Origin of the sequence: Terrabacter terrigena (assembly GCF_042676085.1) — a bacterium.
In the GTDB taxonomy this organism is placed as follows: Bacteria; Actinomycetota; Actinomycetes; order Actinomycetales; family Dermatophilaceae; genus Terrabacter; species Terrabacter terrigena.
In genome coordinates, this window is sequence record NZ_JBHTKH010000007.1 from 185,548 (window position 1) to 207,232 (window position 21,685).

Genomic DNA, 21,685 nt, shown 5'->3' on the forward strand with positions numbered 1-21,685 from the left:
CTGCGGCCGCCGCGGCTGTGCAAGGGTCGGAGGGTGGGGATGACCGAAGGGGTGGTGGCCGACGAGCTGTGGCGCACGGTGACGCCGCAGGTCATCGGGGCGCTCGTGCGGCGCTACCGGGACTTCGACCGGGCCGAGGAGGCCGCGCAGGAGGCGCTGCTCGCGGCTGCCGCGCAGTGGCCCGAGGAGGGCGTGCCGGACGACCCCAAGGCGTGGCTCGTCCGCGTCGCGTCGCGCCGGCTCATCGACGGGCTGCGCAGCGACGAGGCACGGGTACGCCGTGAGGTCGCCGACGCCGGCCGCACCCCCGTCGGCGACCGGGTGAGCCCGCCACCGGATGCCGCCGTCACGTCAGACGTCGACGACACCCTGACGCTGCTGCTGCTCTGCTGCCACCCGGCGCTGACCCCAGCGGCGCGGATCGCCCTGACCCTCAGGGCCGTCGGTGGTCTGACCACCGCCCAGATCGCCCACGCCTTCCTCGTCGGCGAGGCGACCATGGCGCAGCGGATCAGCCGCGCCAAGGCGAGCATCCGCGATGCGGGGTCGCAGTTCACGATGCCACCTGCCACCGAGCTTCCCGCCCGGCTGAGTGAGGTGCTCCACGTGCTCTACCTCGTGTTCACCGAGGGGCACACGGCGAGCAGCGGAGACGCACTGGCCCGGGTCGACCTGACCGCCGAGGCGATCCGCCTGACCCGGCAGGTGCACGCCCTGCTGCCCGACGAGGGCGAGGTGACGGGCCTGCTCGCGCTGATGCTCCTCACCGAGGCGCGGCGGCCGGCCCGCACCTCGTCGACCGGCGAGCTCGTGCCTCTCGACGAGCAGGACCGCTCGCTGTGGCACGCGGCCTCCATCCGTGAGGGCACCGACCTGATCACGGACGCCCTCACGCGCACGCAGCTGGGGCCCTACCAGGTGCAGGCGGCCATCGCGGCGGTCCACGACGAGGCGCCCACCGCAGCCGACACGGACTGGGCGCAGGTGCTGGCGCTCTACGACGTGCTCGAGCAGCTGGCCCCCGGGCCGGTCGTCTCGCTCAACCGGGCGGTGGCGCTCGCGATGGTGGAGGGACCGGACGCCGGCCTGGCGCAGCTCGCCGACCTCGAAGGTGACAGGCGACTGGCGCAGCACCACCGACTGCACGCCGTGCGTGCCCACCTGCTCGAGCTGCGTGGTGACACCGAGGGAGCCCGCGAGAGCTACCTCCGCGCTTCCCGGCTCACGACAAGCATCCCCGAGCAGCAACACCTGCGCCGCAAGGCGGACGCCCTGTGAGAGGCAGAGACGGCACGGCCGGCACCGCCGACGCGGCCGACGCGACGGACAGGCCCGGTCAGCTGCTCATCGAGGAGGACCCGCCGAGCTCGTCCTCGACCTTCTCGGCCGCCGCATGCGTGGCGGCGTCGATCTCGTCGGGGTAGGCGCCGAAGAACATCATGGTCAGCTCGACGTCGCCGACTGCCGTGGCGACCTGCGTGGCCTCCAAGCCGTCGAGCGCGCCGCCGTCTGCCGTGACCCGGAACGCGACCGAGTGGTCCCCGGCGTCAGGGGCCTTGGCCGCACGGACCGACATCGTCGAACGGCCGTCCGGCAGTCTGAACGTCACGCTCGGGCAGGCCTTCACCGCCGTCGTGATCGAGTCGTGGAACACGCGGACCCTGGCGGGTGAACCGAGGGCATCGAGGTACTCGTCGATCCAGGGCCCGTCCTGCCCGCCCGAGAACGAGGTCGCAGCGCTGGCGGTCGAGCCGGGCGCGTGGTCGGCGTTCATGATGTCGATGAGCGCCTTGCACTGCGCTCGCTTCGACGAGATGACCGGGTTGGCGTCGCCCTGGTCCATCGCCTCGATCGAGAAGCCCGGCGGAAGGTCGTCGAGCTGGAGCAGGGCCTTCCGGAGGGTGGCCGCAGAGCGCACCGGCCTGGCGGGGCGGGCAGCTGTGGTCTCGGGCTGTCCGGTTGTCATCGACGGGGTCGGGATGGCCGACGTCGGGGCGGTCGATGTCGATACCGACGAGCCGGTGGAGCTGGCCACCGCGGTCTCCGCCGGGCCCGGGCCGCTCCCCGACGTGCAGGCGGCGAGCGTCAGGACGACCGGAAGGGCGAGCACGCCGCTGACAGGGCGTAGACGAGGAGGCATGGGCGCGAGGCTATAGACCCATACCTCGTCTCATGGCCGGAATGAGGCGAGCGTGTCCCTTCGGTGATGTGCGCGTGCTGCCGCAGGCCCGTGAAGCGTGACCTCCGCCGGAGCGGCCTCGTTTCCTGACGAGACCGTCCCGGACGAAGGAGTCCCCCGTGCGCCACCCGACCCGCCTCGTCGCCATGCTCGCCGCCACACTCGCGACTGCTGCACTCACGTCAGTCCCTCCGGCCGGCGCGCTGAGCGCAACCGCCGCAGCTCCCAAGGCCGCCACGCAGAAGCAGGTCGTCCAGCTGGGCGACTCCTACTCCGCGGGCAACGGCACGGGCGCCTACGAGGAGCGCAGCTGCTACCGGTCACCGCGCAACTACGGCAGCCAGGTCGCCGCGTCGATCGGGGCGAGCTACGTCGACCGCGCCTGCAGTGGCGGGGTCGTCGCCGACATCCTGCAGCCGCGTGACCTGGGCGATGCCTTCACGAAGTCGGCGACGTACTCCATCGACCCCGTCGCCCACCCCGACCAGCAGTCGGAGTGGATGCGCCGCGCCCAGACCGAGCGGCTCTGCGGCGTTCCGGCGCAGCCTGACTTCTCCTACCGCTACACCTTCGTCACCGGCGCCGGCGTCGGCAGCCTCTACACCGGCACCGTGTCGTGCCAGCTCGTCGTGCGACCGCAGATCGACGCCGTCACGCCGGCGACCGACCTCGTCTTCCTCACCATCGGGGGCAACGACCTCGGCTTCTCGACGATCGTCACCAACTGCCTCGTCCTGCGCGATCCGTCGAGCTGCCGCAGCACGCTCGAGTCGGCGCGCGCCAAGGCGCCGACGATGATGGAGCGCGCGAAGGACGCCCTGCGTGCCGTCGAGGCCCGGTCCGGCGGGCACGCGGAGATCTACCTGCTCAGCTACCCGTACCTCGTCAACAGCGAGAGCTACTCCATTCCCGAGGCCGCCCCGACCTACGACGCCGGCGCCGCACTCAACGAGCTGCAGCGCTACGGCGACGAGGTGCAGGCCCGCGGCATGGCCGAGCTCAACGCAGAGCCGGGTGCCGACCGCTACCACTTCGTCGACACGGTGAAGCAGGAGTGGGCCGGCCACCTCCACGGGCTCGACCCGCACGTCGTCGCCGACAACTCGAAGGCCTGGCTCGTCCCGGTCGGTACCCCGGGACGGGACGTCGCCGAGTTCGTCCACCCGATCCAGCCGGGCTGGGACGCGACCGCCGGTGCCCTGCGCGCCGCCGTCGCCGGCTGACGCGTCGCGGCGCGCGGCGCCGTCAGGCCCAGATCGCGGCCGGTATGCCGTCCGAGAAGACCTCCGGCGGGTCGGGCAGCGGGCGCGCCTGACCCGCCGCGTGACGCGCGGCCGTCCACGCGACCGCGCACGCGTCGAGCACGTCGTCGGCGGCATACCCCTGGCCCTCCAGCACCGAGGGGCGTGCCAGCCCAGCCTCCGCCAGGGCGCTGAGCCGTTGCGAGCGACCCTCGTCCGTCTTCTTGCTCGCCTTGATCGGGGCGCCGGTCATCGTGGCGAACGACAGCTCGGGATGCACCTCGAGCACGGTCACCGTCGGGCGCGTGCGCACCCACGCGTCGACCTCGACGATCTTGTCGCGCAGCGAGAAGGCCTGCGCCCCGACGCCCTGCCCGACGAGGTCTCGGTTGACGGCGTCCGCGTCGAGGCGGGAGTCGGCGAGGTAGGCCGCCCTGGTCAGGGTCGAGAAGATCGACGAGGACTTGCCCGGCAGGGCATTGCGGGCGAGCTGGTCCGCTTGACGGATCGTCTTGTCGGGCAGGCCGATCGGGATGTCGATGCCGACGACCCGGATGCCCAGCGACTCGCGCACCATCGCGACGAGCTCGGCGATGGTCGGGGCAACGACGACCCGCGGTCGCGGTGCGCCGGGCTCGAGAACCGCACCGACCCAGCCCGCTCTGCAGCCGTCCACCCCGAGAACCGGTGCAGCGACCTCGATCGGCGGCAGCTGCGTGCCGGGCGTGATGGTCGGTCTGTTCTGTCCGGCCAGCGCCGCGTCGAGCCGTGCCAGCGCTCGGGAGGCGTCGGCGTACGCGTCAGCCACCTGGGAGCCGCCCGTCGGCTCCGACTGCGCCTCGGCCGCCAGATCCACGGCGAAGTCGCGCACTCGCTGACGCCACGCCTCGATGTCCATGTCCCCACCCAACCGCACCGACGACAGCCGACGCGCACCCCTCTCCGGCCCGGACGACCCTTCGACACCGTCGCAACTCGGACGTAGCGTGAGGCAATGAGCCTTCCCGAGCCGGGTCGACCGGCCACCCTCGGCGAGCTGCGGGCCTCGGGCCACGTCCACCGCAGCGTCAAGAGCGAGATCCGCGAGAACCTGCTCGCCCGCCTGCGCACAGGTGAGGACGTCTTCCCCGGCATGGTGGGTTTCGAGGACACCGTGCTGCCCGAGCTCGAGACCGCGCTACTCGCCGGGCACGACCTCGTGCTGCTCGGCGAGCGCGGACAGGGCAAGACTCGCCTGATGCGCACCCTCGCCGGCCTGCTCGACGAGTGGAGCCCGGTCGTCGAGGGCTGCGAGATCGGCGACGACCCGCACGAGCCGTCGTGCGTGCGCTGCCGTCGCCTCGCCGCCGAGCTCGGCGACGACCTGCCCGTGGCCTGGCGGCACCGCAGCGAGCGCTACACCGAGAAGCTCGCGACCCCCGACACCAGCGTGGGCGACCTCGTCGGCGACGTCGACCCGGTCAAGGTCGCGCAGGGGCGCACGCTCGGCGACCCCGAGACGGTCCACTACGGTCTCGTGCCGCGCAGCAACCGCGGCATCTTCGGCCTCAACGAGCTGCCCGACCTCGCCGAGCGCATCCAGGTCGCGCTCTTCAACGTGCTCGAGGAGCGCGACATCCAGATCCGCGGCTACTCGCTGCGCCTGCCGCTCGACCTGCTCCTCGTCGCGACGGCCAACCCCGAGGACTACACGAACCGCGGCCGCATCATCACCCCGCTCAAGGACCGCTTCGGCGCCGAGATCCGCACCCACTACCCGACCGAGGTCAGTGACGAGGTCGCTCTCATCGCCCAGGAGTCGGCCCTCGTCGCCGACGTCCCCGAGCACCTTCTCGAGGTGCTGGCGCACTTCACCCGCGGGCTGCGCGAGTCGGCCGCCGTCGACCAGCGGTCCGGCGTGTCCGCGCGCTTCGCGATCGCCGGCGCCGAGGGGGTCGCGGGGTCGGCGCTGCGCCGCGCCGCCAGGGTCGGCGAGGCGTATGCCGTCGCGCGCGTCTGCGACGTCCCCACCGTCGTGCCCACGCTGCTCGGAAAGGTCGAGTTCGAGATGGGGGAGGAGGGCCGCGAGCGCGACGTGCTGACGCACCTGCTGCGGCTCGCCGTCGCCGAGACGTACCGGTCGCGGCTCGCCGGCCTCGACCTCACGGGCTTCACGAACCTCTTCGCCGAGGGCGCCGTCGTCGAGACCGGCGAGCTCGTGCCGGGCGCCGACCTGCTGGCCCAGGTCGGTCCGGTCTCGGGCCTGTCGAAGGTGCTCGACCGGCTGGGCCACGGCGACGACGCGACACCCGGGCAGGTCGCCGCCGCGGTCGAGTTCGTGCTCGAGGGGTTGCACCTGACCCGTCGCATCGACAAGGACAGCGTGGCCGGCCGCACCGTCTACGGGGCCTAGGCCGAGCCGATGACCCCGCACGAGGGTGACGGTGTGCACGGGCGGTTCCGCTACGCGCCGTGGAGTGGTGGGCAGCCGGACCCGCTGGCGCCACCGTTCGACGTGCGCGCCGCCCTCGACGAGGTGGGCCAGGACGTCCTCGCGGGCGGCAGCCTGCGCGAGTCCCTGCGAGAGCTGCTGCGCCGCGGCACCGACGGCCGGCGCGGCCTCGACGACCTCAGCGAACGCGTCCGCCGGCTGCGCGAGGCGGCCCGTCGCCGCGGTGACCTCGGCGGCACGCTCGACCAGGTGCGCGGCCTTCTCGACCAGGCGCTGGCCCAGGAGCGAGACCAGCTCGCGTCCGAGGACTGCGACGACGCCCGCCTCGCCGAGATGGACCTCGCGACGATCCCCGACGACGTCGCTGGTGCCGTCCGGGCGCTGAGCGACTACCAGTGGCACTCCGACGAGGCGCGCCGGGCCTACGAGCAGATCGCGCAGATGCTGCAGCGCGAGGTCGTCGGCGCGCAGTTCGAGGGGCTCAAGCAGGCTCTCTCCGGCAACGACCCCGAGGCGATGCAGCGGGTCAAGGACATGCTCGCCGACCTCAACCAGCTGCTCGCGGCCCATGCCCGGGGCGAGGACACCGAGGACCTGTTCCGTGACTTCATGGACAAGCACGGCGACCTGTTCCCCGAGAACCCCGAGAACGTCGACGAGCTCATCGACGCCCTCGCCCGTCGGCAGGCCGCGGCCGAGCGGCTGCTCGCCTCTCTCAGCCGCGAGCAGCGCGAGCAGCTCGCCCAGCTGATGGCCGATGCGCTCGGCGACCCCGACCTCGCCTCCCAGATGGCGCAGCTGTCCGACAACCTCCGCGCCCTGCGGCCCGGGCTCGACCGCTCGTCACCCGTGCGCGGCGGCCAGCCCGGCGGTGAGCCGATGCCGTGGGGGCAGGCCGTCGAGGCGGTCGCGGAGGTGGCCGACCTCGAGCAGCTCGACGAGCAGCTGAGCCAGGCCTACTTCGGCGCGACCCTCGACGACGTCGACGTGGAGCGGCTCGAGCAGTACCTCGGCGCCGACGCCACCCGTGACTTCCAGGCGCTTCGCCAGCTGGAACGGGAGCTCGAGCGGCAGGGCTTCGTCTCCCGTGGCGACGACGGGCTCCGGCTGACGCCTCGCGCCGTCCGACGGCTCGGCGAGACGGCGCTGCGCCGCGTCTTCGAGCACATCGACGCGGCCGGCCGTGGCGACCACGACGACCACTCCGCCGGCCAGGCCGACGAGCCGACGGGCCTGAGCCGCGAGTGGCGCTTCGGTGACGAGCTGCCGCTCGACACGGTGCGCACGGTCTCGAATGCCTTGCGGCGCAACGCGACCCGACGGCATACGTCCTCGGCGCATGCCGGCGGAGTGGACCTTCTCGTCGAGGACTTCGAGGTGATCGAGACCGAGCGGCGCGCCCAGGCGGCGGTGGCGCTGTGCGTCGACATGTCGTTCTCGATGCTGCACGAGGGCCGGTGGGGGCCGATGAAGCAGACGGCCCTGGCGCTGTCCCACCTCGTGGCCACTCGCTTCCGCCACGACGCCCTCCAGATCATCGGCTTCAACCTCGCCGCCCGGCGGCTCACCCCGGTCGAGCTCACCGAGGCCGAGCCGGAGTGGGTGCAGGGCACGAACCTCCAGCACGCGCTGATGCTCGCGTCACGGCACCTGCGGCGGCACCCGGAGGCCGAGCCGGTCGTCCTCGTCGTCACCGACGGCGAGCCGACCGCACACATCGCCGATGACGGTATGCCCGAGTTCCACTGGCCTGCGACGCAGGAGACCATCCGGGCGACGATCCGCCAGGTCGACGAGCTGCGGCGCTCGGGTGCGACGCTCAACGTCTTCATGCTCGGCGACGACCCGGGCCTCGCCCGCTTCGTCGACGCCGTCGCCCGGCGCGCCGGCGGTCGCGTGTTCACGCCCGACGTGTCCCGTCTCGGCGAGTACGTCGTCGCCGACTACCTCCGGGCCCGCCGCGGGCGGCGCTGACCCACCACGACCACACCACAGGAGGAGGGCGGCATGGGCAAGGTGATCTCGTCGGCGTCGACGTCCCTCGACGGCTTCGTCGCGGGCCCCGACGACGAGGTGGGACCCCTCTTCGACTGGTACGAGGCCGGTGACCGGCCGTGGACGTCGGCGGGCGGCGACATGACGTTCCACCTGACGCAGGCCGACCACGACTACTGGAGCGGCTGGGTGGCGCGGCTGGGAGCGCTCGTCGTCGGGCGTCACCTCTTCGACATCACCGACGGCTGGAAGGGCACCCACCCGCTCGGGGTGCCGGTCGTCGTGCTGACCCACAGCCCGCCCGAAGGTTGGGGATACCCCGGCGGCACGGTCGAGTTCGTCACCGGCGGCATCCACGACGCCGTCGCGCGGGCGAAGCAGGTCGCGGGTGACGCCGACGTGGGCGTCGCAGCGGGCGAGATCGCGAGCCAGTGCCTCGTCGCGGGGCTCCTCGACGAGGTCTCGGTCGACCTCGTGCCCTGCTTCCTCGGTGTCGGTCGCCCCTACTTCACGGCGGTCGCGGGGCAGGTCGTCCTCGGCGACCCGACGACCGTCGTCGAAGGGGAGCGCCTCACCCACCTCGTCTACCCGGTGCAGCCCGGCTGACCGCGAAATGCGCTCGCCCGTGGTGCGCGCGCCTGTCATGGTGACCGCATGACGCGCGGGTGCGACGGCCGGCTTGGCCGCATCGAGGCCTTCTACGACTGCGTGCCGCGTGCCGTCGCGTCGGCCCGAGAGGTGGGTCCCTTCACGCTCTTCGTCGCGGGAAAGGGCACGGGGTGGCAGTTCTACGCACGGCCGCGCCTGGGTGCCCGGGCCGTGTTCACCACCGCGGACGTGTGCGGTGTGCTCGAGCGACAGGGGCAGCTGGACGTGCCACGCGCCATCGAGTGGGTCGACGAGGTGACGCCGACGCTGCTCCCGGCCGTGCGTGGTGCGGGTCACGAGCCGCACCGCTACCCGCTGCTCGTCATGCCCAGCGACGTCGCCGTCGAGGCCGACCCGCGGGCCCGTCCGCTCCGGCCGGCGGAGCCGCACCTGTCGATCGCGCTCGGGTCGGTGTCAGCCGGGTTCGCCGGGCGCGACGAGGTCGAGCCCAAGGACCCCGGGCAGCGACCCGAGCTGATGGAGCGCGGCGACCTCGTCGTCGTGGCCTCGTTCGAGGGCAACCGCCTCTGTGGTGCCGGCTCGGCCGCGCCCCGCGGCGATGTCGCCGAGCTGATGGGCATCGCCGTCCCCCCGGGCCATCGGCACCGGGGGCACGGCACGGCGATCACCCGCTCGCTCGTCGCAGCCTGCCGAGAGCAGGGCGTCGACCTCGTGTTCCTCTCGGCCGGGTCCGATGCCGCCGCGGACATCTACCGGCGCATCGGCTTCGTCGACGTCGGCACCGCCTGCGTCCTCGAGCTCGACGACTGAGTCAGACCTTGGCAGGTCGGAACCCGGCCGCCTCGGCCGCGCTCATCGTGGCGAAGCAGTGCTCGGGGTTCGTCACGTCGTAGTACCGGTCACCGGGCTCGTGGGCGATCATCGAGTCCTCGTTGCCCTTGACCGGGCGGGACTGCGGGCACGGGTGCTCGTCGCCCGGGAGGGGCCACGAGCTGGTGTGCGTGCTGCCCGTCGCGCCCGACATCCCGGCCCCGTCGCCGCGCGACGAGGGCGATGCGCACGGCGCCTCGGGGCTCGACCGGTCGGCTTGGACGTAGGCCGTCTCGCGCGCGTGCCTGCCGTAACCGTCGCGCGAGTCGTAGCGCGCGACGGCATACCCCTGCTTGACCTGGCGCAGACCGGCGTCGACGCCGTTGACGTCGACGTAGCGCAGCAGTCGGCCGTAGCGGTCGACGTCGTCCCGGGCGCCACCGGTGAGGGTGACGGGCTGGCCGCCGATGATGCCGCGGAGGTTGCGCGACGCCTCGGAGTAGCCGCACTGGCCGATCTCCGGCGTGTCGACGCCGATCAGCCGGACCTTGCGCGTCACGCCGGCGCGGGCAGCCCAGATCGTGTCGCCGTCGACGACCTTCGTCACGACCCACTTCGCGGCGGAGGCCTGCGCCCGGGCGGCGGCTGCGGCGGCTCTCGTCTGCGCCGTGTTGTCCGATGCCGCGGTGGTGGGTGCTGGCGCCGTCGTGGCCGGCGGCGCGGCATACGGCGTGACCGTCACCGCTGGCTCGAGCACGGTCGGCGCGGCGTCCTCCGACCCGCGAGCGGCGTTGCCGGTGAGGACGGCGATGGCAGCGAGGCCCGCGATGAGGGTCAGTGCCTTGGTCCTGCGGCTGTGCATGTCCTGTTCCTGCTCCCCTGTGGCGACTCGAACACGGTAGGCGCGCACGTCGGCCGTGTCCGGCGAATCGGCCACCGCGGCCGAGCCGGCCCGGTCTGGTCAGGCCCCCCGCGCGAGCAGGAACGCCTGCGGGGTCGTCTCGTAGTCCTGCGGCGTGCGTTCGGTGCGGACGGTCACGCGAAGACCGGCGTCGGCGAGCTGGGCGGCGACGCCGTCGGTGTCGTGCCGGTGCGCCTCGAACGTGACCTCGTGGCCGTACGCCTGCTCGCGCCGGACACTGAAGCCGCCGGTCTGGAAGGCGAGCAGCAGCAGGCCGTTCGGCCGGATGACGCGATGCAGCTCGGTGAAGACGGCGGGCAGGTCGTCGGGCGGCGTGTGGATGATCGAGTACCACGCCACGACGCCGGCGAGGGAGTCGTCGGTGGCGTCCAGGGCGGCCAGCTCGCCGACGCGGAAGTCGATCTCGGGGTGCCGACGCCGTGCCTCCCCGACCATCCCGGGCGACAGGTCGACCCCCTCGACGTCGAGGCCGAGCGTCGCGAGATGGCCCGTGATGCGGCCCGGGCCGCAGCCGACGTCGACCACCCGGCCACCGCCCTCGGCGAGCACGAGCTCGGTGAAGTGACCGAGGAGGGCCCGGTCGAGCGGGCTCCCGGCCAGCTCGTCCTCGAGCAGACGCGCGTAGTCCACGGCCACCGTGTCGTACGCCGTCCGCGTCTCGATGACGTACGACCGCTCGTTCACGTACTCGACTGGGTAGCGGCGTCGTCGGGTCCGCTCGGGGTTTTCGTCACGCCTCGGCCTTGAGCAGCCCGAGCGTGTGCGCCACGACGGCATTGGCGTGACCGTGCCCGAGGCCGTGCTCGGCCTTGAGCCACGAGACGAGCTCGCCGTGCCTGGTCGTGCCGGCGGCGTGCTGCCCGCGGACCTGTCCGATCCAGTGGTCGATCGGCTGACCGTACGTCTTCTCGATCGAGGGGAAGTAGGACGCCGGCCCCTTGGGGGCGGCGGGCTGGGTGGTCATCGATGCTCCTGCGGTGGTCGTCATGCCCTCACGTCGAACGCGCTGAACGGTTCTCGACACGGCACACGCTACGTCCCTCGTCCTTGGGCGAGGGCTAGGCGGGGCGTGCGGTCGCGAGGTCGTGGACGGCCGCTGCCCCGGCGGCAGGCGTCGTCACAGGTCGGCCGTGTGCCGCGTGACGGGCGAGGTCGCCGATGACCTGGGCGGCCTTGCGGCGCGACGGCATGAACCGCAGGAAGAAGGCCAGGCGCAGCACCCAGGCGAGCCACCCCGTGAACGGGACGCCGTAGAGCTCGGAGATCGAACGCCCGAAGCCGAACGAGGCCGCCTGGCCGAGCCCCCGGTACGCGAACGGCCGCGTGGCGCGACCGCGGACCGACCGGGCGAGGTTGCGACCCACGTGCTCCCCGCCCTTGATCGCCCAGAGCGCGTTGGCGGGGACGGGCGCGCCGCTCGTGGGGTGCACGACACAGGCCGCGTCGCCTGCGGCCCACACGTGCTCGACGACGGAGAGGTCCGGGCGGGTGACGAGCCGGCCGTGCGGGTCGCGGTGCGCGTCGAGGCCCGGGACGTGGACCGGGCGCTGGCCGATCGTGGCGATCACCGTGCCCGCCGGCAGGCTCGTGCCGTCGGAGAGGTACGCGTGGTCGGCGCTGACCGAGGCGAGACGGACCCCCAGCCGAACGCGTACGCCGAGACGCTCGAGCTCCCGACGGGCCCGGGCTGCCAGCCGCGGCTGGGAGTCCTGCAGCTCGGGCAGCAGCTGCTCCCCGGAGTGCACGAGCTCGACGCGAAGGCGTGCGCCGCCGAGGTCGGCGACGGCCGCGGCCATCTCGACACCGGCCATGCCGCCTCCGGCCACGACGACGGTGCGCCGGCGCGGCCCATGCTCGGCCGCCGCCGAGCGCACCCGGTGGGCGAGCACCTCGATGTCGCCGGGCGCCCGGAGCGTGAAGCCGTGCTCGGCGAGACCCGGCACGCTGGTCGCGGGCTCACGTCCGCCGGTGGCGATCACGAGGTCGTCGTAGTCGAGCACGCGGACGCCCGCCTCGCCCTCCTGCTCGTAACGCACGACCCGCCGCTCCGTGTCGACGGCGACCGCACGGCCGGTGACCACGTGCGCGTGCGGCATCGCCTCGGTGAGCGGGGTGCGGGTGCGGTCGTAGGGAAGGAGCCCGGCAAGCACCTCGCCTGTGAAGCCGTGGAAGCTGTGCGCGTCGTCGGCGCTGATCACCACGACCTGGACCGCGCCGCCGCGGACCGCCCGCCCGGCGTGGCGCATCAGGCCGGCATACGCGTGGAGCGTGACGTAGCCGCCGCCGAGAAGGACGATGCGGTGCTGGGCGCGGTGACCCGAGCGGAGCACCGTGGTCATGACGCCACCCCCATCGCGGGTCGGCCGATCGTGACGGGCCGTCCGAAGCTCGTGGGTTCGGCCGCCCGGAAGCCCAGGTGCGACAAGCCTCTCGCGAGCTCGCGGGCGTGGTCGACGAGCTCCAGCGTCGGGACCCCGATCGAGAAGTGGCCCCGGTGGCCCGAGAGGGCGAGCAGCGCCGTCTCGGCGAAACAGGCGTACGCGCGACCGTCGGGCAGGCCGATGTTGCCGCCGACGAGGCGAAGGCTCGGGATGTCGACGACCCCGCCGTCGACGACGAGCACATCCGGACGCTCGTGGGCGAGCGACGCGGAGGTGTTGCGCGGCTGGGTGGCGTCGAGCACGACGGCACCGGGGGCGAGGTGCGCGGGCCCGAGCAGCGCGTCGGCAGAGGCGGTGAGGAGGATGACGAGGTCGGCATCGGCGACGGCCTCCATCAAGGTCGAGGCGGTGGTGGGGACGTGGCGGCCGACCTCGGCGGCCAGCGCGTCGAGACGGCGGGCGGAGCGGGCGACGAGGGTGAGGCGAGCGACTGCGCGGTCGCGAGCCAGCAGCCGGGTGACGGCCGCCCCGACGCTGCCGGTGGCGCCGACGATCGCGACGTGCGGGTCGGACGCATGGTCGACGGCGTCGCGCAGCAGCCGGCGGGCCTGGTCGTCGACGATCGCTGCGGTGAAGGCGTTGCCGTTCGTCACCCCGATGTCGGTGCGGCTGCGGAGCGAGACCCCGCCCGCGGTCACCGTGGCGGTCAGGGCGCCGAGTCCCACGACGTCGCAGCCGAGGGCCCGGGCCTTGTCGACCGCACGGTGAACGCGGGCACGGCCCTCGCCGGGTGAGTCGAGCAGGTGACGGGCGCCGTACGGCACGAGCACGACGTGACCGACCCGTTCGCCGCCGATGTGGATGCCGGCCATGGTGACGGGGCGAAGCGGAAGGTGACGGAGCGCGGCGTCGTAGACGGGGTCGGGCACGCGGCCCAGGGGCGGCCACACCCGTGCGAGGTCCTCGCCGAGGCGGGCGCGCGGATGGACCGTGAAGGCGAACGTGCCCGGGCTCTCGGTGTGGCTGGTCATCGGTGCTCCCCGTGTGTCGTGCATCGCGCACCCGCGGGTGGGCGCCGTTGCACGAGAGGAGGAGCGAGCGGCCGGGTTGATACGTCGAGGAGGGCGGGCGACGGCATACGTGGTGCGGATGGGGTACGCGTGCCTAGGCTGCGGTCATGGCTGAGCTGCCGGAACGGCTGCGCGGGAAGTGGTCGATCGGGTCGAGGGACTCGTTCCTGTCGATCGGGTCGGTGGGCTCGGTGCTCTCGGTCGGGAGCGTCGGGTCGGTGCTGTCGGTAGGCAGCGTGGCGTCGTTCGCGTCGTTCCTGTCGCTGGGGTCGTCGATGAGCGCGTTCTCGCTGCTGTCGAACCAGTCGACGGCCTCGGCTCTCTCGCACCAGAGCAACGGGTCGGTGCTATCGGCGCAGTCGCGGCGGGCGGTGAGCGGTCACCGCGCCGACGGCACGCCCGGGGTCAGGCGCTCACGGGGTCGTGGGCGTCATCGCGGTCACTGAGCCACCGGGCGGTAGACGAGCCACAGGGCGCCGCTGAGCGTCGGCGTCGCGCTCACGAGGGCGAGCCGCTGGAGGTCGGTGCCGCGCTCGAAGAGGCGACGGCCTTGCGGGTCGATGACGGGCGCGACCGCAAGGTGAAGCTCGTCGACGAGTCCCTCGGCGAGCAGCGACTGGGCGAGCTCGATGCTGCCGTGCACCCCGATGTCGCCACCGGGCGCGGCCTTGAGGTCGCGCACGACGTCGGCGAGTGGGCCGCTGACGGCCTCGGCGTCACCCCACCCGGCGGTGAGGGGCGAGGAGGTGACGACGTACTTCTTGACGCCGTTGATGAAGTCGGCGAAGGGCTGCTCGTCGGAGGTCGGCCAGTAGCGCGACCACTCGTCGTACATGTGTCGGCCGAGGAGCACGGCGTCCTGCGTGCCGATGAGCTCGGCCTCGAGGGCGATGAGGTCGTCGTCGAAGGTCGGCGGCTGCGGCTTGTCGGGGTCGACGTCGGGCGGGAAGGCGCGGGTGGGGTCGTCGACGGCGCCGTCGAGCGAGGTGATCGTGTAGAGGACGATCCTGCGCATCGGTGCTCCTTGCTCTGTGGAACGGGTCACGGTGAGACCAGCTCGAGGCCGAGCCACTCTGCGAGAGAGGCGATCTCGCGGTCGACGTCGTTGCGGACCCGCTTCGTGAACGGCACGTCCTCGTGGACCGCGTTGACGACGAGGCGCCGCGCCTTGCGGTCGGCCTGGGCGTCGAGCTTTCCGACGAGCCTGTCGTGGTGGAGGATCGGCAGCGCGAAGTAGCCCCAGCGGCGCTTCTCCTTCGGCTTGTACATCTCGAGGATGTACTCGTAGCCCCAGAGCTGCTCGGCCCGGACCCGGTTGTGGATGAGCTGGTCGAACGGGGACAGCAGCGCCGCCCTCCCCGTGAACGTGCTCGGGACGCCGAGGTATGCCGCGTGGACCCGCCAGGTGCCCGGCACGCCTTCGACCTCGGCGGGCTCGCCGGCGTCGCCGACGTAGGCCTGCTCACCCGGCAGCTCGGGGCCGGTGGCGCGGGCGATGCCGAGCGACTCGAGGCGACGCTCGTTGCGAAGGCGCGTGGCCTCCTCGTGGCTCGGGAGCTCGAACCCGTCGCCGTAGACGCGTTCGGGGAGGTCCCAGTAGCGCTGCCGCCCCTTGCGGCCCGAGACGGCGATCTGCCCGCGACGCGCCATGGACTCGAGCATCTTCGTGACGTTGCGGTTGTTGGTCCAGCCGCTCGAGGGCCACGGCACGGCGCTGGTGTCGGGGATGTCGCGCGACAGGAGCGGCCCCTCGGCCGTGAGCCTGGCCAGGATGTCGCGGCGGAACTGCTCGTTGGCCTCGAGCCACTCGATGATCGCGGGGTGGAACTCGCGGCCGACCCACTCGGCGATGACAGCCGGCACGTCACGCGCCGGCCGGATGTAGGCGACGGTCTCGTGGAGGGTGCGGTCATGCTCGACGGCCTTGGTGAGGTGTTCGGGCCGGTAGCTGTTGCCGAGCCGGCTCCACAGCACGAGGTCGGCGCTCGGCGCGATGGCCGCGGTCGGGTCGATCTGCAGCATCGTCAAGCGCTCGACCGTCTCGACGAGGTCGGTCGGGCGCGGCACGTCGAGGTGCTGCGCGTGCACGGCGATGCGTCGCGCGTCGTCGAGGCTCAGCCGGTGCACCGCCATGGGGCGACACTAGCCAGCCGCGCCGACACGAGTCGCTGTCCGGCACCGACGAAGGTTGCGCGGTCAGCCCCCGCGGGCCGAGACCGCCTGCCAGAGCACCACCACCGCGGCCACCGAACCGAGAAGCGCCAGGGCGTAGACGCCGGCGTCGATCGGGCGCCGGTGCCGCTGGAGCAACAGGCCGTCGACGAGCATGTAGCGGAAGCGCTGCGCCCAGTGGAAGAGGGACAGGACGCAGACGCCGACGAGGACGAGTGCGACGAGGGGGTGGCCGACCAGGCCGAGCAGGCCCTCACGACCGCCACCGTCGACCCAGCCCAGCGGCAGCGCGAACGCGAAGAGGACAACCAGGGCCGGGAGGAACAGCGCCGAGGCGACGCCGCCCGCACTGAACAGCAGCCACAGCACCGGCTCGACGGGACGCCTCGCCATCTACCGGGTCACCACCAACGCGACGATCGCCGCGGTCACGACGACCCAGCCGGCATACGCGCCCCCGGCGACGGCTGCCGGCGGCAGCCGCTGCCCGCGCAGCTTCACCACTGTGGCCGCCGGCGTGAGGTTGAACCACGTGACGGAGTGCAGGACGAGGAAGGCCAGCGCGACGACGTCTAGGGCCAGGGCCCAAGGTGTCGACGCCCAGTCGAGGAAGGCGGCGTACGCGGCATCCCCCTGGGCGAGCGCGCGGACGAACAGGAGCAGGAGGACCACCGACCAGGCCACGAAGACGCTGCTCAGCTCGCGCAGCACGAAGAAGACGTAGCTGCGCCGGCGCAGCCACCACAACCGGCTCGCCGCCGGGCGGAAGGCCCGCGGGGGGTCCTGCGTCGGCTGGGTCATCGCGGCCCCCGCGGGAGCACGAACGACCGCACCGACTGGAGCGCGGCGGTGAGCTTGTAGCGCTGGATCGCACCGGCCGGGTCGACACCCTTCGGGCAGGCGCGCGTGCACTCACCGACGAACGTGCACCCCCAGATGCCCTCGGGGTGGATGAGCAGGTCCATCCGGACGTGGGCGCCCTCGTCGCGCGAGTCGAGGTTGTAGCGCTGCGCGAGGGCGATGGCGGCCGGACCGACGAACGACGGGTCGAGCCCGTACACGGGGCAGGCCGAGTAGCACAGCATGCAGTTGATGCACATGCTGAACTGCGAGTAGTCCGAGAGCTGCTCAGGCGTCTGGAGGTACTCGCCGTCGTCGACCGAGCTCTCCTGCTCGCGCACGATCCACGGGCTGACCTGTGGGAGCTTGCGCATGAAGTCGCCGATGTCGACGACGAGGTCGCGGATGACGGGGAAGTTGGCGAGCGGCTCGACCCGGACCGGGCCGGGCGCGTAGTCCACGAGGAACGTCGCGCAGGTCAGCCGTGGCTCGCCGTTGACCGTCATGCCACAGCTGCCGCAGATGCCCATGCGGCACGACCACCGGTACGACAGGCTCCCGTCGAGGGTGTCCTTGACGTGGTTGAGGCCGTCGAGCACCGCCCAGTCGCGACGCAGCGGGACGTCGTACGACTCGAGGGTCGGCTTCTCGTCGCGGTCCGGTCGGTACCGCGCAACCTCGAGCGTGATGGTGTCCGCCATCGCTCACCTCCCGTAGACCCGTTCCCCGGGTGGCCATCGGGTGAGGGTCACCGGCACGTACTCGACCTCGTGGGCGCCCGCCTCGTCGCGGTGGACGAGCGAGTGCCCGAGGTAGCGCTCGTCGTCGCGGGCCGGGAAGTCGAGGCGCTGGTGGGCACCGCGGGACTCCTCGCGCCTGAGGGCCGCGGCGACGATCGCCTCGGCCACGTCGAGCATGTTCGACAGCTCGAGGGCGGCGACGACCTGGGTGTTGAACGCGCGGCTGTGGTCATGGACCGCCATCGAGGCGGACCGCTCCTGCAGCTCGCGCAGCGTCTCGGCGCCCTTGACGAGGGAGTCCTCGGTGCGGAAGATCCCGGCGCTGTCCTCCATGGCCTGCTGCATGCCGGTCCGAAGACCCGCGATCGGCTCGCGGCCGTCCGCGCGGTCCCTGAGGTCACTCCCGAGCCGCCGGTCCTCGTCGCGGGCCTGTGCTGCGACGGAGGGTCCGGGGTCGGGCGCGCCGGCGGCATACTGGGCAGCGGCGCGGCCGGCGCGCGCACCGAAGACCAGGCACTCGGGAAGGGAGTTGGAGCCCAGCCGGTTGGCGCCGTTGATGCTGACGCAGGCCACCTCGCCCGCCGCATAGAGGCCCGCGAGCGGCGTCGCGCCGTCGATGTCGGTGTGGACCCCGCCCATCATGTAGTGCACGACCGGGCGCACGGGCACGAGCTCGCGGACCGGGTCGATGTTCTCGTACTTGAGGCAGAGCTCGCGCACGAAGGGGAGCTTGGTGTCGATCACCGTCTCGCCGAGGTGGCGCAGGTCGAGGTGCACGACGGGACCGTAGGGCGTGTCGATGGTGCGGCCCTTCTCGTCCTCGTGCACGAACGCCTGCGACAGGCGGTCACGGGGGCCGAGCTCCATACTGCGCAGCACCGGCTCCGGCGTGGGCGTGCCGAGGTCGTAGTCCTGCAGGTAACGCTCGCCGTCCTTGTTCAGCAGCCAGCCGCCCTCTGCGCGCGCGGCCTCGGTGATGAGGATGCCGGTGAACGGCAGGCCCGTCGGGTGGTACTGCACGAACTCCATGTCCTTGAGCGGCACGCCCGCCCGCCACGCGAGCGCCATGCCGTCGCCCGTGTTGATGTTCGCGTTCGTCGTGAACGGGAACACCCGGCCGCAGCCACCGCCCGCGAGAATCACCGCCCTGGCCGTGATCGGCGCGATCCGCCCGGTGGCCAGCTCGAGGGCGACGACCCCCTGTACCCGGCCGGCGTCGACGAGCAGCCGGGTGACGAACCACTCGTCGTACCGCGCGATGTCGGAGAACTTCAGCGACGTCTGGAAGAGCGTGTGCAGCATGTGGAAGCCGGTCTTGTCGGCGGCGAACCAGGTCCGCTTGCGCTTCATGCCGCCGAACGCGCGCACGGCGATGTGGCCGTCGCGCTGCCGGCTCCACGGGCAGCCCCAGTGCTCGAGCTGCAGCAGCTCGCGGGGAGCCTCCTTCACGAACGCCTCGACGGCGTCCTGGTCGCAGAGCCAGTCACCTCCGGAGACCGTGTCGTACGCGTGCTCGTCGAGGCTGTCGTCGCTGGCGACCGCCCCCGCGGCGCCTCCTTCGGCGGAGACCGTGTGGCTGCGCATCGGGTACACCTTGGAGACCACCGCGACGCGCAGTGCGGGGTCCACCTCGGCGATGGCGATGGCGGCTCTCAGGCCCGCGGCGCCACCTCCGATGACGAGGATGTCGTGGTCGGCGCGCATGGTGGTGTCCGTGGCCTACTCGCCGCGCAGCTCTTCGTCGAGCAGCAGCTTGCCGCTGTGGTGCACCACGCGCCGGTGGGTGCTTCCGTCGTGGAAGTCGTCGCGGAGGTCCTGGCAGCCGCAGCCGTAGTGGATGTGCTCGACGCGCATCCCCTCGTCGTCGCTGTCGTGGTAGCGCGTACCGTCCACAACCGACCCGCAGGGGGCCGTCTGGCCGGTGAAGCCAACCCTCGTCGCCACAGCGCACCACCCACCTTCGCCCTCCTCAAGAATGCTCCCGACCGCGCCGGAAGTGAACAGGGAACCGAGCGGCACCTCCCAGGGCACGTCCTGGGTGGGGCGAGCCTCGGGACCCCGTCTCGAGTGACCGACACGACAGACGGGTCCGAAACGCACGAGCCATCGGACGTCGTCGGTCACGCCCTACGCGGACGGCCGATCGACAGGGCCAGGCCGGCGAGCAGCGCGGCGGCAGCCACGACGGCGAAGGCCGCACTGAGGTCGACCTGCTGCTCGGTCACGGTCACGTGCTTCGGCAGTTCGGCGAGGACCTTCGTCAGGGCGTCGGCATCGGTCGCCGCGAAGTACTCGCCGCCCGTCTTCTGCGCCACGCCCTTGAGCGCGGCCTCGTCGACGACGAGGAAGTTGCGCCCGCCGCCGGGGCCACCGCCGCCGCCACCACCGCCGCCGCCGCCGAAGTCGCGGATGCGCGGCTGCGCGAACCCGCCGTACTGGTCGCGGGTGCACGCCATCTGGGTCGGGTTCGTCGTGCCGAAACCGATCGGGTAGACCCGCACGCCGCGGGCCGCGGCCTGCTCGGCGGCCTGGGCGGGAGTGACACCGCGGGTGTTCGCCCCGTCGGTGAGAAGCACGATGATCTCAGGCGCGACGTCGGGCTTCTCGCCGGTGCCGCTGGTGCCGCCGGTGCCGCCGGCCCCGCCGGCCCCGGCGCTGGGCGCGGGTGTCGGAGTCGGGTCGACGGCTCCCTGGCCGTCGGTCGTCGGCTCGTCGACGGCGTCCGAGGGCGCGACGTTCGGGTCGAGCTCGGCGATCGCGTCGATCGAGCGGAGGATGGCTGCACCGATCGTCGTGCCGCGGCCGGTCGTCACCGCGTCGAGCGCCTCGAGCAGCTCGTCGCGGTTCACCGTCGGTGCGACCGCCAGCTGGGCGAACCCGGAGAAGACGACGAAGCCGATCTTCGTGTCGTCGTCCTGGTTCTGGATGAACGACCGCACCGCAGCCTGCGCCGCGGCCAGCCGGTTGGGGTCGACGTCCGTCGCGCACATCGACCCCGACACGTCGAGCGCCAGGATGATCGTCGAGCTCGACGTCGGCACCTGGGCCGTCACGGTCGGGCGGGCCGAGGCCAGGCCGAGCAGCGCGAGCGCGGCCAGCACCAGGGCGATCGGCACGTGCCGCCGCCAGGAGTGCGACCCGGCTCCCACGGACCGCAGCAGGGCGACGTTGGAGAAGCGCACGGCCTGACGCCGCCGGCGCCGGAGCTGCCAGACGTAGACCCCTGCCAGCAACGGCGCGAGGAGCAGCGAGACCAGCAGGACGGGCAGCTCGAACGACACTCAGATCACCCGCCCCTGTCGCAGCACCGACACGGTCGCGCCGCCGAGCAGCAGCAGGGCCGCGACGGCCGCGACCCACGACGTCACCTCGTGCGGCACGGTCCGCGTCGTCCACTGCAGCTGGATGGAGTCGTACACCGCGGCCAGCGACGCGGCGTTGCTCGCCCGGCGGTAGGTTCCGCCCGTCGTCTCCGCGATCTGCTGCAGCGACGTCTCGTCGAGTGCCGTCGCGATGCTGAACCCGTCGACCTCGATGACGGTGCCCTCCGGCGTCCCGAGACCGATCGGCTCGACGCGGACGCCTGCCGCCGAGGCCAGCTCGGCCGCCCTGACCGGGTCGGCGGAGGCGGTGTTCTCGCCGTCGGTGAGCAGCACGATGGCCGTGCCGCCGTGGAAACCGATGGCCGACTCGTCGGTCGTCCCCGCCTCGGCGTCGCCCGGCGCCTTGACCGGCTTGCCGACGATCGCGCTCAGGCCGCTGAGGACGCCGTCCGCGAGCGACGTCTCGCCCGACGGCTTGAGGCGGGCGACCGCTGCCAGCACCGCTGCGCGGTCGTCGGTCGGCCGCTGCGTCACGAGGGCGGTCCCGCCGAACGCGACCACCGCGATGCGCACCGACGCAGGCTGTTTCTCGACGAAGCCGCGCGCCGCGGCCTTGGCCGCCTCGAGCCTGGACGGTTTGACGTCCTTGGCGGCCATGCTGTTCGACACATCGAACGCGAGCACGACCGTGCCCTCGCGATGCGGCTCGGCGACCGAGGCCACCGGCCGCGTCAGCGACAGCACCAGGACGGTGAGGGCACCGATGAGCAGGCCCGGCCCGAGGTGACGCCGCCAGCCGCGGCGGGGTGCCGGCATGACGAGGCCCTGCTCGGCGAGGGCGAGGCGCCGCTGCTCCTGCACCCGCAGCACCCGGCGGTAGCCGACGACGAGCAGCGGGACGACGAGCAGTCCCGCTAGCGCCCACGGCCACGTCAGTGTCATCGCGGTCTCCTCATCGCCAGCTCCTCATCG

Annotated in this window: 23 protein-coding genes; 6 read left to right on the forward strand and 17 right to left on the reverse strand. The window is 72.7% G+C overall.

The features are described 5' to 3' along the window. Positions 1-39 precede the first annotated feature (39 nt). Positions 40-1,278: an RNA polymerase sigma factor gene (locus ACFQ2V_RS12740; RefSeq protein ID WP_386053084.1), complete on the forward strand. Its 1,239-nt coding sequence runs from the start codon at positions 40-42 to the stop codon at positions 1,276-1,278. Between the two features lie 58 nt (positions 1,279-1,336). Here ACFQ2V_RS12740 and ACFQ2V_RS12745 read toward each other — a convergent pair whose 3' ends face one another. Beyond that, positions 1,337-2,140: a hypothetical protein gene (locus ACFQ2V_RS12745; RefSeq protein WP_386053085.1), complete on the reverse strand. Its 804-nt coding sequence runs from the start codon at positions 2,138-2,140 to the stop codon at positions 1,337-1,339. Positions 2,141-2,298: 158 nt separating this feature from the next. Between ACFQ2V_RS12745 and ACFQ2V_RS12750 the strand changes: the two genes are divergently transcribed. Then, a complete protein-coding gene (locus ACFQ2V_RS12750; protein ID WP_386053086.1) occupies positions 2,299-3,402 on the forward strand; it encodes an SGNH/GDSL hydrolase family protein in 1,104 nt (367 codons plus the stop codon). A gap of 22 nt (positions 3,403-3,424) precedes the next feature. Here the strand turns inward: ACFQ2V_RS12750 and ACFQ2V_RS12755 are convergent, their stop codons facing one another. Next, positions 3,425-4,318, reverse strand: coding sequence for a DUF429 domain-containing protein (locus ACFQ2V_RS12755; RefSeq protein WP_386053087.1), 894 nt, complete (start codon positions 4,316-4,318; stop codon positions 3,425-3,427). Between the two features lie 96 nt (positions 4,319-4,414). Between ACFQ2V_RS12755 and ACFQ2V_RS12760 the strand changes: the two genes are divergently transcribed. Genes ACFQ2V_RS12760 through ACFQ2V_RS12775 form a run of 4 tightly spaced genes read left to right on the forward strand, consistent with a single transcriptional unit; the run spans position 4,415 to position 9,265 of the window. After that, complete coding sequence (locus ACFQ2V_RS12760; protein WP_386053088.1) at positions 4,415-5,812, forward strand: sigma 54-interacting transcriptional regulator; 1,398 nt, start codon at positions 4,415-4,417, stop codon at positions 5,810-5,812. Positions 5,813-5,821: 9 nt separating this feature from the next. Next, positions 5,822-7,825, forward strand: coding sequence for a vWA domain-containing protein (locus ACFQ2V_RS12765; protein ID WP_386053090.1), 2,004 nt, complete (start codon positions 5,822-5,824; stop codon positions 7,823-7,825). Between the two features lie 33 nt (positions 7,826-7,858). Next, a complete protein-coding gene (locus ACFQ2V_RS12770; protein ID WP_386053091.1) occupies positions 7,859-8,452 on the forward strand; it encodes a dihydrofolate reductase family protein in 594 nt (197 codons plus the stop codon). Between the two features lie 48 nt (positions 8,453-8,500). Continuing rightward, a complete protein-coding gene (locus ACFQ2V_RS12775) occupies positions 8,501-9,265 on the forward strand; it encodes a GNAT family N-acetyltransferase (protein ID WP_386053093.1) in 765 nt (254 codons plus the stop codon). A 1-nt stretch (position 9,266) separates the two neighbouring features. On the opposite strand, the gene ACFQ2V_RS12780 is transcribed toward ACFQ2V_RS12775, so the two are convergent. The 15 genes from ACFQ2V_RS12780 to ACFQ2V_RS12850 form a co-directional block, all read right to left on the reverse strand. Continuing rightward, positions 9,267-10,127, reverse strand: coding sequence for a thermonuclease family protein (locus ACFQ2V_RS12780; protein ID WP_386053094.1), 861 nt, complete (start codon positions 10,125-10,127; stop codon positions 9,267-9,269). A gap of 99 nt (positions 10,128-10,226) precedes the next feature. After that, positions 10,227-10,871, reverse strand: coding sequence for a class I SAM-dependent DNA methyltransferase (locus tag ACFQ2V_RS12785; RefSeq protein WP_386053095.1), 645 nt, complete (start codon positions 10,869-10,871; stop codon positions 10,227-10,229). A 46-nt stretch (positions 10,872-10,917) separates the two neighbouring features. Continuing rightward, entirely contained in the window at positions 10,918-11,151 is a 234-nt protein-coding gene (locus tag ACFQ2V_RS12790; protein ID WP_386053096.1) for a DUF4287 domain-containing protein, read from the reverse strand. 94 nt (positions 11,152-11,245) lie between these two features. Then, a complete protein-coding gene (locus ACFQ2V_RS12795) occupies positions 11,246-12,526 on the reverse strand; it encodes an NAD(P)/FAD-dependent oxidoreductase (protein WP_386053097.1) in 1,281 nt (426 codons plus the stop codon). Next, positions 12,523-13,599: a saccharopine dehydrogenase NADP-binding domain-containing protein gene (locus ACFQ2V_RS12800; protein WP_386053099.1), complete on the reverse strand. Its 1,077-nt coding sequence runs from the start codon at positions 13,597-13,599 to the stop codon at positions 12,523-12,525. Before ACFQ2V_RS12800 ends, ACFQ2V_RS12795 begins: the two co-directional genes overlap by 4 nt. 133 nt (positions 13,600-13,732) lie before the next feature. Beyond that, positions 13,733-13,975, reverse strand: coding sequence for a hypothetical protein (locus ACFQ2V_RS12805; RefSeq protein WP_386053100.1), 243 nt, complete (start codon positions 13,973-13,975; stop codon positions 13,733-13,735). 102 nt (positions 13,976-14,077) lie between these two features. Further along, the gene (locus ACFQ2V_RS12810) at positions 14,078-14,653 is read right to left on the reverse strand and encodes a dihydrofolate reductase family protein (protein WP_386053101.1); all 576 of its coding nucleotides are present in this window, start codon (positions 14,651-14,653) and stop codon (positions 14,078-14,080) included. Between the two features lie 26 nt (positions 14,654-14,679). Next, positions 14,680-15,771 carry a DNA glycosylase AlkZ-like family protein gene (locus ACFQ2V_RS12815; RefSeq protein ID WP_386053102.1) on the reverse strand — a complete coding sequence of 364 codons (1,092 nt, stop codon included), beginning with the start codon at positions 15,769-15,771 and terminating at the stop codon, positions 14,680-14,682. A 63-nt stretch (positions 15,772-15,834) separates the two neighbouring features. Continuing rightward, positions 15,835-16,203, reverse strand: a complete 369-nt coding sequence (locus ACFQ2V_RS12820; protein WP_386053103.1) for a fumarate reductase subunit D — start codon at positions 16,201-16,203, stop codon at positions 15,835-15,837. Continuing rightward, positions 16,204-16,611 (reverse strand): hypothetical protein, encoded by a 408-nt coding sequence (locus ACFQ2V_RS12825; RefSeq protein WP_386053104.1) that lies wholly within the window; start codon positions 16,609-16,611, stop codon positions 16,204-16,206. Beyond that, positions 16,608-17,351 (reverse strand): succinate dehydrogenase/fumarate reductase iron-sulfur subunit, encoded by a 744-nt coding sequence (locus ACFQ2V_RS12830; RefSeq protein ID WP_386053106.1) that lies wholly within the window; start codon positions 17,349-17,351, stop codon positions 16,608-16,610. Before ACFQ2V_RS12830 ends, ACFQ2V_RS12825 begins: the two co-directional genes overlap by 4 nt. A gap of 3 nt (positions 17,352-17,354) precedes the next feature. Next, complete coding sequence (gene frdA / locus ACFQ2V_RS12835; RefSeq protein ID WP_386053107.1) at positions 17,355-19,094, reverse strand: fumarate reductase (quinol) flavoprotein subunit; 1,740 nt, start codon at positions 19,092-19,094, stop codon at positions 17,355-17,357. Between the two features lie 15 nt (positions 19,095-19,109). Continuing rightward, the gene (locus ACFQ2V_RS12840) at positions 19,110-19,334 is read right to left on the reverse strand and encodes a hypothetical protein (protein ID WP_386053108.1); all 225 of its coding nucleotides are present in this window, start codon (positions 19,332-19,334) and stop codon (positions 19,110-19,112) included. 176 nt (positions 19,335-19,510) lie between these two features. Continuing rightward, the gene (locus ACFQ2V_RS12845; protein ID WP_386053109.1) at positions 19,511-20,671 is read right to left on the reverse strand and encodes a VWA domain-containing protein; all 1,161 of its coding nucleotides are present in this window, start codon (positions 20,669-20,671) and stop codon (positions 19,511-19,513) included. Next, positions 20,672-21,655, reverse strand: coding sequence for a VWA domain-containing protein (locus ACFQ2V_RS12850; RefSeq protein WP_386053110.1), 984 nt, complete (start codon positions 21,653-21,655; stop codon positions 20,672-20,674). Between the last annotated feature and the right edge of the window lie 30 nt (positions 21,656-21,685).